This is a genomic window from Ramlibacter sp., from assembly GCF_029866045.1.
Classification (GTDB): Bacteria; Pseudomonadota; Gammaproteobacteria; order Burkholderiales; family Burkholderiaceae_C; genus Ramlibacter.
The window spans coordinates 1-13,458 of sequence record NZ_JARXAB010000032.1 but is presented as its reverse complement, the minus strand read 5'-3'; the positions used below and the strand labels follow the sequence as shown (position 1 = coordinate 13,458).

Sequence of the window (13,458 nt, the reverse complement as noted above, 5' to 3'; positions counted from 1 at the left end):
GGAACAGAGGGTGGATCGGATGGCTCAGGCCAGCGTGGCACAGATCGGCTTCGGCCAGGTCCGGCACACCCGTGTGCGCCCGCGTCGGCATGCGTTCGCCTATGACACCTTTTTTCTGCTGCTGCCGATGCGGCGGCTGGGCGATCCAGCGGCACGTGGCGGTCTGGCCGTCAACCGGCGTGGGGCGCTGAGCTTCCACGACCGCGACCATGGCGATGGGCGGGGTCCCGAGGCAGGCGGGGCGCTGGCCTGGCTGGACGCGCTGCTGGCCAGCGAAGGCATCACCGACGCCGACGGCGAGGTCTGGCTGCATACCTTCCCGCGGGTACTGGGCTATGTGTTCAAGCCGGTGAGCTTCTGGTACTGCCACCGGGCCGATGGGCCGCTGCGGGCGATCGTGGTCGAGGTCAACAACACCTTCGGCGAGCGACATTGCTACCTGCTGGACCAGCCCCGCTACGGCGTGGAGCTGCAGGCCGACAAGTGCTTTCATGTCTCGCCTTTTTGCACCACCGAGGGTCGCTACCGATTCCGTTTCTTGCACAGCGATCAGCGAGCACCCGCCCGGACCGTGGCCCGGGTCGACCTGGACGACGAGCAGGGCCCCCTGTTGGCCACCAGCGTCAGCGGCGCGCTCGAGCCAATTACCCCACGGCTTCTGCGCCAGGCCCTCTGGCGCTATCCTGCGATGACGATGATGGTCATCGCCCGGATCCATTGGCAGGCCCTGCACTTGTGGCGCAAGCAGGTGGGCTTTCACCGCAAGCCGCCGCTACCTGAACGCTTCGTGACCCGCTAAGCCGATCCCCCTCCGAACCACGCCGCATGAATATCTTGACGTCCCGTTCACCAACGACCCGCGCGGCCGCGGGTGCCCGGCCTGGCCACGAACAGGGTGCCGAGGCGGGCGCAGCCAGCGTCGCTGCCACCGCGGCAAGTGGCGGCGCGCCCCTGGTGCTCGGGCTGCCCCAGGGCGCGCCGGCTGCGGCGCGCGCCCTCTTCCGGCTGCTGCAAGGCCTGCGCCACGGCACTCTGGTGGTGGAACTGCCCGACGGCTCGGTGCGCGCGCTTGGCGATGGCCAGGGGCCCGAAGTCCAGGTCAAGCTCCTCAACTGGAACCCCTGCGCCGCGGCGCTGCGCTCGGGCGACATCGGCTTTGCCGAAAGCTACCTCGCCGGAGACTGGCACACCACGGACCTCGCCGGCCTCTTGCGCCTGATGCTCGCCAACCGGCAGGCGCTGGATGCTGCCATCCACGGCTCCTGGATCGGCCGCCTGGTGTACCGCCTGCGCCACCTGCTTCACCGCAACACCAAAGGGAACAGCCGCAAGAACATCCATGCCCACTATGACCTGGGCAACGACTTCTACCGGCTGTGGCTGGACCCGACGATGAACTACTCGTCGGCCCTGTTCGAGCGCAATGCGCAGGGCGAGCCGACGCAATCACTGGACGAGGCCCAGCACGCCAAGGTGCGCCGCGCGCTGCGCATGGTCGGCGTTCAGCCGGGCGACCGGATGCTCGAGATCGGCTGCGGCTGGGGCGCATTGGCCGAAAAAGCGACGAAGGAATTTGGCGCCCGGGTCACCGGCGTCACCCTGTCCACCGAACAACTGGCCTGGGCGCAAAAGCGCCTGCAGGACCAGGGCCTAGGCGAGCGCGCCGACCTGCGGCTGCAGGATTACCGGGACATCGCAGACGGCCCCTATGACGCCGTCTGCTCGATCGAAATGCTCGAGGCCGTCGGCCGCGAGTACTGGCCCACCTACTTCCAGAGCATCGCGCGTTTGCTCAAACCCGGCGGTCGCGCCTGTATCCAGACCATCGTGATCCGGGACGCGCTGTTTGAGCGCTATATCCGGTCGACCGACTTCATCCAGCAGTACGTTTTTCCTGGCGGCTGTCTACCCTGCCCCAGCGAATTCCGACGTGAGGCGCAAGCTGCTGGCCTGCGCATGGTGGAAGAGTTTGCCTTTGGCCAGGACTACGCCGAGACCTGCCGCCAATGGCGCGAGACCTGCCTGACACGCCAGGATGAGGTGCTGGCGCAGGGCTTCGACGCACGCTTCCTGCGTCTGTGGGAGTTCTATCTCGCCTACTGTGAAGCCGGCTTTGCCGCGGGGGATATCGATGTCGTCCAGTACACCCTGGTCCGCTGACGCCCGGCCGCACCGGACTGCATCGGCGGGCGTGTCGCGCGCACGAACGCCCGCGTTGGGCGGCGTGTTGGTGGGTGCAATGTACGGTGCGAATTCCGGTGTGCTGGCCAGCACGATGGTCCGCCTGTGGGGGGCTATGCCGGTGGTGATGGCCCTGGCTCTGGCGCTTTGTCAGCCCGCCGCTGCATCCACCGAGACCCTGCCTGAAGCGCAAAGCCAACGCGAACGAGGCGCCGCCGAGGCGGTCGCGCGAAGCACCGCACACCCTCAGCTTCCGGGCAGCCGGCTGCGCGGGGAGGGGAAGCTGCGCTTTTTTGGCCTGGGTATTTACCAGGCGCGTTTGTGGACATCGTCAAGCTTCCGGGCCGACCAGGCTCTGGACCATCCGGTGGTGCTCGAACTGACCTATCTGCGCGATTTCGAGGGTGACTCCATCGCCCAGCGCTCGCTGGACGAAATGCGGCGCGCAGGGTCCTTGTCTGAAGCTCAGGCCCAGCGTTGGCTCGCGGCCATGCGGCGGGTGTTTCCCGATGTGCGAAGTGGCGAACGGGTCACTGGCTTGCACCAGCCGGGCCAGGGCGTCAGCTTCTGGATTGACGGCCGGCCGCTGGGCGAAATCGCCGATCCCGAGTTCGGCCGACGCTTTTTAGGCATCTGGCTGTCGCCAAGCACTTCGCAGCCGGGCCTTCGACTGTCCCTGCTCGGGCTCGCCACCAGCGGCAGCCTCTAACCCATCCCTTCCCCCGTTCACCGGAGCCACTCATGACCCTCGCCCACCTTCTGCTTGGCCGCGCCTGCCGGCTGCTGGCCGCACTGGCCCTGGGCCTTGGCGCCCTCACCTTGGCTGGCTGCGCCAGCCCACGCGTTGAGCAATACAGCGCCGAGCGCCCCGCCCTGGACCTGGCGACCTACTTCAATGGCAAGGTCATCGCCCACGGCATCTTCCAGGACCGCAGCGGCCTGGTGGTCAAGCGCTTCACCGTCGAGATGGACTGCCGCTGGGAGGGCAGCAAGGGCGTGCTCGACGAGCGCTTCACCTATTCCGACGGCACCAAACAGCGCCGGGTCTGGACACTCACCAAGGAAGCCGACGGCCGCTACACCGGCACCGCCGACGACGTCGTGGGCGTGGCCACCGGCCGAACCGCGGGCAATGCGTTCCAGTGGTCTTATGTGCTGAAGCTGCCGGTCGACGGCTCGGTCTACGAGGTGAGTTTCGACGACTGGATGTTTCTGGTCGACGACCGGGTGATGCTCAATCGGGCCACCATGAGCAAATTCGGTGTCCGCCTGGGCGAGGTCACGCTCTCGTTCCAGAAGCTGCCCTGAGCGCCGCACCATGAGCCTCAACCCCAAGATTGGCGACTGGCAGGGCAAGCGGGTCTGGCTGGTCGGCGCCTCCAGCGGCATCGGGCTGGCCGTGGCTCGGCAGCTGCATGCCTTGGGCGCGCAGGTGCTGGTGTCGGCGCGGCGAGCCGGGCCGTTGCAGGACTTCGCCAGTGCCCACCCGGGCAGCTTGGCCCTGCCCCTGGACGTGACCGACCGCGCGGCCGTGGCCCGGGTCACCGCGCAAGCCCTGGAAGGCGGCCCGCTCGACCTGGTGTGCTACTGCGCAGGCCACTACAACGCGATGCGCGCCACCGCCATCGACCTCGACGACCTGCTGCGGCACCACGAGATCAACACCGTGGGCCTGCTGTACCTGCTCCATGCCATCACCCCGGCTCTGCTGGCCCAGGGCCACGGGCATATCAGCCTGGTGAGTAGCGTGGCCGGCTACCGAGGCCTGCCCCAAGCCATGGCCTACGGACCGACCAAGGCCGCCCTGATCAACCTGGCCGAGACGCTTTACCTGGACCTGCAACCGAAGGGGCTGGGCATCAGCCTGGTCAACCCCGGATTTGTCGAGACGCCACTGACCGCCGGCAACCAGTTTCACATGCCGGCCCTCATCACCGCCGACGAGGCCGCGCGGGAAATGATCAAGGGCTGGGGACAGGGGCAGTTCGAAATCCACTTCCCGCGCCGGTTCACTCGGGTAATGAAGCTGCTGGCGCTCTTGCCCTATCGCCTCTACTTCGCAGCGGTGCGTCGCAGCACCGGGCTTTGAACGCATGGCCGCGTCCACCCCGCCTGATCTCGACGCCGCAGTGCGCGACTTCGTCCGCTACTTCGAGCAACTCACGCCCGCCGACCTGCCCCGCCTGCCGGACTTCTATGCCGAGGGCGCCCGCTTCAAGGACCCCTTCAACGAGGTGCAGGGCGTGGCCGCCATCGACGCCATCTTCCAGCACATGTACGTGTCTCTGGAGGCGCCGCGCTTCGTGGTCACCGGCCAGGTGCATCAAGGCCAGCAGTGCTTCCTGCTGTGGGACTTCCACTTCCGCTTCCGCCGCTTTGACACCCGCACCGAGCAGCGGGTGCGGGGCAGCTCGCACATCGTGTTCGACGAGCAGGGAAGGGTCACCCTGCACCGCGACTACTGGGACGCGGCCGAGGAGCTGTACGAGAAGCTGCCCGTGGTCGGTGGCCTGATGCGTTGGCTCAAGCGCCGCGCCAACACGTGACGTCGCCAGTGACGTCACCGTTTCCGGATCGCGAAGCCGGCCCCGTCCTGCGCCTCGTCCTGGGCGACCAGCTGGACCCGCAGCACTCCTGGTTCCGCGAGGTCCGCCCCGACGTCGTCTACCTGCTGATGGAGGTCCGTTCGGAAACGGACTACGTGCGCCACCACGCGCAGAAGGTGTTGGCCATTTTTGCGGCGATGCGCGCCTTCGCCACCCAGCTTCAGGCAGCAGGCCACCGAGTGCGGCATGTGGCGATTGACGACGCCAGCAACCGGCAGGACATCCCCGCCAACCTCGATGCCCTCGCCCTGCACTACGGTGCCTCGGAGGTGCAGTACCAAGCGCCCGACGAATGGCGGCTCGACCGCGCCCTGACGGATTGGGCTGCGCAGGCACGCGAGCGTGCAGTGACCGTGACGCCGGTCGACTCCGAGCACTTTCTCACCGCACGGGACGATTGCCAGCGCCTGTTCGGCGACAGCCGCCAGTGGCTGATGGAGCGCTTCTACCGGGAGCAGCGACGCAAGCACCGGGTGCTGCTAGACGCCGATGGCAAGCCCGAAGGCGGCCAGTGGAACTTCGACGCCGACAACCGCAAACCCTGGAAGGGAAAGCCGCCCGCGCCGGTGGATACCCGGCCCACCCACGACCACGCGGCGCTGTGGCAAGTCATCGAGGCCGCCGGCGTGCAGACCATGGGCGAGCCGCAGGCCCAGGCCTTTCGCTGGCCGCTCGATCGCAGTGAGGCGCTGGCCCAGCTGGATCACTTCATTGCCCACGCCCTGCCGTATTTCGGTGACTACCAGGACGCACTCACCAGCCGCAGCGACTTTCTCTTTCACTCACTCTTGTCCTTCGGCCTCAACACCAAAATGCTGCGGCCCCGCGAGGTGATCGACCGCGCAGAGGCGGCCTGGCGCGCCGGCGACGCGCCCTTGCACGCGGTGGAAGGCTTCATCCGCCAGATCCTGGGCTGGCGCGAGTATGTGCGGGGCTTTTACTGGGCCCACATGCCGGGCTACACCGAGGTCAACGCGCTGGGTCATGAGCGCCCGCTGCCGGCGTGGTTCTGGACAGGGGAGACGAAGATGGCCTGCCTGGCCCGCGCCATCGGCCAGTCTTTGGAGACGGCCTACGCGCACCACATCCAGCGCCTCATGGTGATCGGCAACTTCGCGCTGCTGGCGGGCCTGCACCCCGAGGCGTTGCACCGCTGGTACCTGGGCATCTACATCGACGCCTTCGAGTGGGTGGAAGCGCCCAACACCCTGGGCATGAGTCAATTTGCCGATGGTGGCCGCCTGGCCACCAAGCCCTATGTGAGCAGCGCCGCCTACCTGGACCGCATGGGCGACCACTGCGCGGGCTGCGCCTACGACAAGAAGGCCCGGGTGGGCGAGCGCGCCTGTCCCTTCAATGCCCTGTACTGGAATTTCTTCGACCACCACCGCGAGCGCCTGGGGGGCAACCACCGCCTGGGCATGGTGTACCGGCAGCTCGAACGCTTTTCACCGGAAGATCTTCAGGCCCTGCGGGTACAGGCGCAAGCGACGCTCGCGCGGATCGACGTGCTCTGAACTGGCCCAAAAAAAAGGACCTAGAGGCTGACCTCTAAGTCCTTTTCACTTCGAAAAGTTGGTGCGGCTGGCAGGATTCGAACCCACGACCCCTTGGTTCGTAGCCAAGTACTCTATCCAACTGAGCTACAGCCGCTGAGCCGGCGAGTATAACAGTAAAAAAACGCGCCGAACCCAGAAATGCCTCGGCCTGGGGGCGGCTCTCTGGGTCCGGGAAAGTCCGGGAAGGGCCGCCGACCGCGTCGCGGCAATCCCGACGGCGCCGCGTGGGCGATCATCCCGTGATCCTGCTCAGCGTGATAATGAAATTGAAAAGCGGATCGGCCTGCGCCTCTCTCTGATGGCCGCCCGCGAGGAAACAGCAGAACAAGACCGGCATGCCAGACGCCACGCCCCTGGGCCACTACATTGACCTCACCGCCAGCGACGGCGGCATCGTCCGCTCCTATGTGGTTCGGCCCACATCAGCGCCCCGCGCCCTGCTGGTGGTGCTGCAGCACATGGACCAGCGCATGCCCGGCTGGGAGGGCGCCGCGAACCGGCCACCGGCCTTGGCCGACACCCGACCCGGCGTCAATCCTCATGTGCGGCAGATGGCCGAGGCCTTCGCCGCCCAGGGTTACCTGGCCATTGCGCCATCCACCTTCAGCCGGGGGCGCTCCGGCACCCACTACGGCTATCGCTTCGAGCAGGGTCGATGGGGCCAGCGCCTGATTCGTCCGATGGAGCCCCTGCCCTCCACCGCGATCATGCTCGACATCGAGGCCTCGATCGCCCACGGCCGCAAGCTCGCGCCCTACGCCCAGATTGGGGTGGTCGGCTACTGCTGGGGAGGGCTGCTGGCCTGGGAGGCCGCCTGCTCATTGGGCTACCTGAGCGCCGCGGTCTGCCACTACGGCGGCGGCATGGAAAGCCCAGCGCAGCGAGAGCGCCAGCCCCTGTGCCCGGTGCTGGCACATTTCCCCACAGACTCCCGCTGGATGGCGCCAGCCGGCATCGAGGCCTTTCAGGCGGCCCATCGGTCAGAGCTTGCCCGTGCGCGAGCGGTCGAGATCCGGGTGCATACGGGGCGCTATGGCTTCATGCAGCCCCAGCACACGGGCTACGACGCCGCGCTGGCACTGCGGGTGCAGGCGCAGGCCTTGGGTTTTCTGCAGCAGCACTTGGTAGACGGGGTCTCGATCGCCTGAGGCGTGCGACATTGAGGCATTGAGGCATTGAGGCCTCAATGCCCCAAGGGCATGCCCCGGGTCAGCCAGCCGGGAGCGCCGGGCTGGCCACGGCTACAAGCCGATCGGGCAAGCCCTCGATCTGGGCCAAGGGCATGGCCCGGGCATAGAGCCAGCCCTGGGCCCGGCTGCAACCCATGGCGAGCAGAGCCTCGCGCTGCGACTCGGTTTCCACACCCTCGGCGGTCACCTCGAATTCCAGCGTACGCGCGAGGTTGATCACCAAGCGGGCAATCTTGGCCTGACGGTCCTCCTTCAGCCCGGCCACGAAAGAGCGGTCGATCTTGAGGCGGCTGATCGGAAACTGGGTCAACCGCCCCAGCGAGGAGTAGCCGGTGCCGAAATCATCGATCACCAAATGAAGGCCCATCTCGGTCAGGGCCTGCAACTGCCCCAGCAAGTAGGCCTCGCCGGAGGCGATCTGGCTCTCGGTGAGCTCAATCTCCAGGCCCTCCATCACCGTCGGTTGCGCAAGCCTGCGGCCCTGCAGGTAGTCGAGCAGGCGCGAGTCCAAGAACGCCTGCGGCGCGATATTGAGCGCGACGCGGGCCGCCGGGAACCGGGCCAGCAGACGCGGCTTGTCGCCCAGCACTGTCTCGAGCACCAGCAGGCTGAGGGCCTCGAGCAGGTAGGCCTCCTCGGCAACGGGCACAAACTCCGCGGGCGAGACAGCGCCCAGCTCCGGGTCATTCCAGCGCGCCAGGGCCTCGAAGCCGATCACCGCGCCGCTGCGCAGGTCGACCTCGGGCTGGTAATGGACCTCGATCGCGCGCTCCTGAATGGCCTGGGCAAGCCGCGCCTGGATCAGGCGGCGCCGGTAGACCCGCTGGCCGAGGGCGGCGTCGAACCAGGCGACGGTGCCGCGCTGGCGCTGCTTGGCCTCGTTCATCGCCACGTCGGCGCAGATCATGAGGCTCTGCCAGTCCTGGCCGTCCTCCGGGTAGCGGCTCAGGCCGACCGTGGCGCTCACCGCGACCTTGCCGGTTGGCAGGGGAACATTGAGCGGGTTGAGCCGCTCCAGGGTGCGCTCCAGGTAAGCAGCGCTTTCCGGCCCTGGCAGATCAACCACCGCGATGAATTCGTCACCCGAGCGGCGGCACAGCAGATGCCCGCGTGGCAAGGTGCTGCGCAGATGGGCGGCCAAGCTCTTGATCACCAGGTCGCCCACTTCGTGGCCGTAGTTGTCGTTGACGAACTTGAGCTGGTCCATGTCGAAGAACAGGACCGCGAAGCGCTGATTGCCGCCCTCTGCGCGGGCAAGCAAGCTGCGCACCTCGTCGGACATGCGGCGGAAGTTCGGCAGGCCGGTGAGGCTGTCCCGATAGGCCAGGTCGCGCAGCTGGTTCTCGGCCTCCTTGAGCCGGCTCACGTCGGTGATGACGGTGACATTGCCCTGGCTCTGGCCGCTGGCGTCGCGAATGCGCGAAATAGACACCGTGGTCGGGATGACCCGGCCATTGCGGGCCAGGAAGCTGGTCTCACCGCTCCAGCGGCCCTGCTCTTCAAGGGCGCGGGCCATGATCCGGCTGGTGTCGTCGCGGCCCACGCTGCGATAAAGCGTGCCCGCCTGGCGCCCGATCAACTCGCCGCGCAGGTAGCCGGTCATCGCGGTGAGCGCGGGGTTCACATCGACGATACGGCCCTGGTTGTCGGTCACCACGATGCCCTCTGCCGAGGTCGAGAACACGACCGAGGTCTTGCGAAGCTCGTCATTGAGCTCCTTTTGCTGGGCGAGCATCGCGGTCAGGGCGTCGGTGACCTCGGACAACTCGTCCCGCAGTCCTTCTTCTGGGACCCCGATCGAGGTCACTGGTTCGCCCGCCAGCAGGCGCTGGCAGTCGAACAGCAGTTGCTCGTAACGGCGGGTGGTGCTGCCGGCGAAGCGCCGCGACCAGGCGACCACACTGCGGATCGACCACCAGCCCAAGGCGACGATGGCGGCGATGGTTCCGAGAACAAGACCCAGCGCCTGGTAAATATCCTGGCCGATCCAGACGCGCAGTCGCAGCTTCAGCCCGGCGGCATCCACCAGCCCCTCGCCGCCGGCGGTCATGCGTCCAGCCGGGCGCACTTCGGGCAAGTAAGCGCCACTGCCGAGTGAAAACGACAGGAGCAGGTCCGGGTCGAGCCGCAAGTCGCGCAGCATGACTCGGACATCCTTGGACACCACCAGGAAGCCCACCGGCGCCTGGGCCACGGGGGAAACCACCCGGCGAACCAGCATCAGGTGGGTCGACCCGTCCGGGTCCTTATGGACCGCCGCACCGTCCCGGCCCTCGAGTACCGCAGACTTGACCTCGGGCAGGTCCACCAGCGTCTGCGCATCGACTCCCCCAGGCGCCATGAACAGCCGGCCCCGGTAGTCGAGCAGGATGAGGCGGCGCTCCTCGCCTCGGTTGAACCGGGCCAGCAGAGGCTCCAGATAGGTCTCGCGGCCGAAGCTATCGGTCAGGCCGGTCCAGACCACCGGCGCGGTGGCCAAGGCCTGCATCTCGGCGCTGGTGTTGGCCAGCTCGGTGCTGATCTTGGTGAGCACCAGATCCCGCTGGTGGTTGATGTTGGTGCGCCAGTAGAACCAGCCTGCCGTCAGCATGATCACCATGACCAGCAGGGTGGTCAGGATGACATAGGTGCGCATGATGCCCACCAGCTGCTGGGTGATGCGCCGGCGTAGCGAGGGCGGGCGCGCGCCGCCACGCACCGGCGGCAGCGCGGGCGGGGGAGGCGCGGGGGGCGCCGCTGGGGTCACTTGACCGGCACCAAGGCGCCGCCCTGCTCCATCCGCACGAACAGAACCTCACGCGACGTCAGCGCGTCGTGGCGGGTGGGAGTGAAGGCCGGCTCGTAGCGCCGTACCGCGCCGTCGAAGGCGGGCAGGCGCTCGAGGGCCTGGCGCAGGGCGTCGCCCTGGGTGCTGCCCGCCTTGTTGATGGCCAGTGCCAGCAAATGGGTCATGTCGTAGGCATGGGCCGACCCGACCGGGCTGGCAATTTCTCTGACCGACGCCAGACCCCCCTCTTTCATGAGCGCCGCGGCCAGGCGCTGCGCCGCCGGGCGGCGGTTGTCGATAAAAGTGAAGGTCTGGATGATTTGCATGTCCACCTTGGAAAGCGCGTCGCCGACCAGGGTGTGCAAGGTGCCGCCGGTGATGCCCCAGTGGGCGACCACCGGCAGGCGCTGGGCGGCAGGCAGCTTGGCGATTTCGCCGAGCACCAGCGCGCCCTCGCGTTCGTTGGCGACCATGACAAGCGCCTGGGCGCTGGCCTGCTGGCAACCGGCGACATGCTCAGCGAAATTCGAATCGCCCCAGTTGTACCAGCGAACCGAGGCCAGCGTCACCCGCATGGCTTGGGACCGGCTGGCCAGCACCTTATCGGCCGAGCGGCCCCAGGCGGTGTTGGGCAACAAAATGCAAAGGCGCGAGGCCTGATGCGAATCCCGCGCCCGCTGCACCAGAGCCTCGACGCCCCAGCTGTCCTTGAGCGAGAGGCGGAACACGAAGGGAAAGACCGGGTCGCCGTCGGTGATCTGGTCGGCCGAGCCCCACACGCTCACCAAGGGTACTTTGAGCCGGTTGGCCTCGGGCACCGACTCCACCGTCACCGGACTGAACTTGCCGCCGAACACCGCTGTCATGCCGGGCCGGCCGGCCAGGTCGATGAAGTTGTCCTTGCCGCGAGCGGCCAAGCCCTGGTTGTCGGTGGTCACGAGTTGCAATGGCCGACCACCGAGTACGCCGCCGCGGGCGTTGATCTCGGCAATGGCCACCCGGATGCCGCGCTCGATGGCTTTGGGCGCGGTGTTGGTGGCAATGGAGTAGGCCTCGTCGAGGCCGATGAGCACAGGCTCAGAGGAGAAAGCGGCGCCAGGGAGGGCTGCGCCGAGGGCCCAGGCCAGCCTCACCATGCGCTGGCGGGCGAAGCGTGCAACCCTTCTGAACGCTAAAGACGGGTGAAGGTTGATGTGCATATCGATCCCAAGTGGCCAAATGATCCGTCAAGAAGGCCGACTCAAGGCACAGTTCTAACGGTGAGTAGAGAGAGTTACTGAAGCTACCTCTCCTTTGGCTCACTCGATGAGCGAGCAAGCGTACGGTGAAACGCCGCTTGTGGGCGCCGGGACATCACTTTTCCAGGGTGATGTGCATGAGCAAATCCATGTAGGGCTTCTGATGGGCCTGGGCGCGCGGGAACCGGCAGGGTTCAAAAGCGGCGTTCAAAGGCAGACCTCACAGGCGCGGGGGTCTGAGAGGTCAGCCCGCCAGTTCGGGGAAATCCTCTTCCCAGAAGTCGGCGCCGTGCCGACCCTGTGCGGCCAGACGCTCGTTTTCCAACTTGCGCAGCTGCGCACGCTGGATCTTTCCGGAGATGGTCTTGGGCAATTCAGCGAATTCAACGCGACGAATCCGCTTGTAGGCCGCCAACTGCTCGCGCGCGAAGCGCAGGATGGACAGGGCAGCAGCGCGGTCGGGGGCTACACCGGCGCGCAGCACGACGAAGGCCTTGGGCACCGACAGGCGCTGGGGGTCGGGGCTGGGGATCACCGCGGCCTCCGCCACATCGGGGTGCTCGATCAGCACTGACTCCAACTCGAAGGGGCTGAGGCGATAGTCCGAGGACTTGAACACGTCATCGGCCCGGCCGACGTAGGTGATGTAGCCCTGAGCGTCGCGTGAGGCCACATCCCCGGTGTGGTAGTGGCCGTCGCGCATCACCTCAGCGGTCTTGTCGGCGTCGTCAAAGTAGCTTTGCATCAGGCCCACCGGCCTGTGCGCCAGGTCGATGCAGATCTCGCCCTCGTCGGCGGGCTTGCCCTCGACGCCCAGCAGCACGATCGGGTAGCCCGGCATCGGCACGCCCATGCTGCCCGCCTTGACCGGCAAACCCGGTGGGTTGCCAACTTGGCAAGTTGTTTCGGTCTGGCCGAAGCCGTCGCGAATGGTCACGCCCCAGGCCTTGCGGACCTGCTCGATCACCTCGGGGTTGAGCGGCTCGCCCGCCCCCAATAGCTCGCGCAGTTGGACAGACCAAGCGGCCAGGTCCTCCTGAATCAGCATGCGCCACACCGTGGGCGGCGCGCACAAGCTCGTGACACCATGCTGCACCAGCACATCGAGCAGCGCCGGCGCCTTGAAGCGGGCGTAGTTGTAGACGAAGATGGTGGCGCCCGCATTCCAGGGCGCGAAGAAGCTGCTCCAGGCATGCTTGCCCCAGCCCGGGGAAGAGATGTTCAGGTGCACATCCCCCGGCCGCAGGCCGATCCAGTACATGGTCGACAGGTGGCCCACCGGGTAGCTTTCCTGCGTGTGCAACACGAGCTTGGGCTTGGAGGTGGTGCCAGAGGTGAAGTACAGAAGCAGCGGGTCGGTTGCCGGCGTTGGCCCGTCTGGTACGAACGCGGCCGATGCGTCGCTGGCCTCCTCGAAGGAATGCCAGCCACTGGCCTGTCCCACCACGATCCGGGTGAATGTGCCCTGCGCTTTTTCGAGGCGGGCCACCGCGTCGGGCACGCAAATCACATGGCGTACATGGCCGCGGTCCAACCGGTCCTGCAGGTCGCCCTGGTCCAGCAGCGTGGTGGTGGGGATCATCACCGCGCCCAGCTTCATCAGGGCCAGCATCGACTCCCACAGCTCGCGCTGGTTGCCCAGCATCAGCAGCACCCGGTCGCCGCGCCGCACCCCCAGTTGCCTGAACCAGTTGGCCACCTGGTTGGAGCGCGCGGCCATCTGCACAAAGCTCAGACGCTCGTGCGATCCGTCCTCCTGGACGATGCACAGCGCGGTGCGGTCGTTGTCACGCGCCAGCACATCAAAGTGGTCCAGCGCCCAGTTGAACTCGGTCAGCTGTGGCCAGCGGAAATTCGCGCAGGCGGCGGCGTGGTCGTCACGGTGCGCGAGCAGGGTGTCGCGGGCTGCCCAGAAGG

At 67.1% G+C, this 13,458-nt stretch carries 11 protein-coding genes and 1 tRNA gene; 8 read left to right on the top strand and 4 right to left on the bottom strand.

Going from position 1 to position 13,458, the window contains the following annotated elements:
• Positions 1–19: 19 nt before the first annotated feature.
• From QE494_RS03620 to QE494_RS03590, 7 genes are all read left to right on the top strand, one after another.
• Entirely contained in the window at positions 20–799 is a 780-nt protein-coding gene (locus QE494_RS03620; RefSeq protein WP_300041560.1) for a DUF1365 domain-containing protein, read from the top strand.
• Positions 800–825: 26 nt separating this feature from the next.
• Positions 826–2,160: a cyclopropane-fatty-acyl-phospholipid synthase family protein gene (locus QE494_RS03615; protein ID WP_300041539.1), complete on the top strand. Its 1,335-nt coding sequence runs from the start codon at positions 826–828 to the stop codon at positions 2,158–2,160.
• A 79-nt stretch (positions 2,161–2,239) separates the two neighbouring features.
• Positions 2,240–2,890: a chalcone isomerase family protein gene (locus QE494_RS03610; protein WP_300041538.1), complete on the top strand. Its 651-nt coding sequence runs from the start codon at positions 2,240–2,242 to the stop codon at positions 2,888–2,890.
• A 32-nt stretch (positions 2,891–2,922) separates the two neighbouring features.
• Positions 2,923–3,489, top strand: coding sequence for a DUF3833 domain-containing protein (locus tag QE494_RS03605; protein ID WP_300041537.1), 567 nt, complete (start codon positions 2,923–2,925; stop codon positions 3,487–3,489).
• Between the two features lie 10 nt (positions 3,490–3,499).
• Positions 3,500–4,270: an SDR family oxidoreductase gene (locus QE494_RS03600; protein ID WP_300041536.1), complete on the top strand. Its 771-nt coding sequence runs from the start codon at positions 3,500–3,502 to the stop codon at positions 4,268–4,270.
• A 4-nt stretch (positions 4,271–4,274) separates the two neighbouring features.
• Complete coding sequence (locus QE494_RS03595; RefSeq protein ID WP_300041535.1) at positions 4,275–4,727, top strand: nuclear transport factor 2 family protein; 453 nt, start codon at positions 4,275–4,277, stop codon at positions 4,725–4,727.
• Between the two features lie 8 nt (positions 4,728–4,735).
• Positions 4,736–6,304 (top strand): cryptochrome/photolyase family protein, encoded by a 1,569-nt coding sequence (locus QE494_RS03590; protein WP_300041534.1) that lies wholly within the window; start codon positions 4,736–4,738, stop codon positions 6,302–6,304.
• A 59-nt stretch (positions 6,305–6,363) separates the two neighbouring features.
• Here QE494_RS03590 and QE494_RS03585 read toward each other — a convergent pair.
• Positions 6,364–6,440, bottom strand: a tRNA-Arg gene (locus tag QE494_RS03585).
• 241 nt (positions 6,441–6,681) lie between these two features.
• Between QE494_RS03585 and QE494_RS03580 the strand changes: the two genes are divergently transcribed.
• Positions 6,682–7,494, top strand: a complete 813-nt coding sequence (locus QE494_RS03580; RefSeq protein WP_300041533.1) for a dienelactone hydrolase family protein — start codon at positions 6,682–6,684, stop codon at positions 7,492–7,494.
• Positions 7,495–7,555: 61 nt separating this feature from the next.
• Here the strand turns inward: QE494_RS03580 and QE494_RS03575 are convergent, their stop codons facing one another.
• From QE494_RS03575 to QE494_RS03565, 3 genes are all read right to left on the bottom strand, one after another.
• Positions 7,556–10,282 (bottom strand): bifunctional diguanylate cyclase/phosphodiesterase, encoded by a 2,727-nt coding sequence (locus QE494_RS03575; RefSeq protein ID WP_300041532.1) that lies wholly within the window; start codon positions 10,280–10,282, stop codon positions 7,556–7,558.
• Complete coding sequence (locus QE494_RS03570; RefSeq protein ID WP_300041531.1) at positions 10,279–11,502, bottom strand: ABC transporter substrate-binding protein; 1,224 nt, start codon at positions 11,500–11,502, stop codon at positions 10,279–10,281. The genes QE494_RS03575 and QE494_RS03570 overlap by 4 nt, the downstream gene beginning before the upstream one ends.
• Positions 11,503–11,785: 283 nt before the next feature.
• Complete coding sequence (locus QE494_RS03565) at positions 11,786–13,435, bottom strand: AMP-binding protein (RefSeq protein WP_300041559.1); 1,650 nt, start codon at positions 13,433–13,435, stop codon at positions 11,786–11,788.
• Positions 13,436–13,458 lie beyond the last annotated feature (23 nt).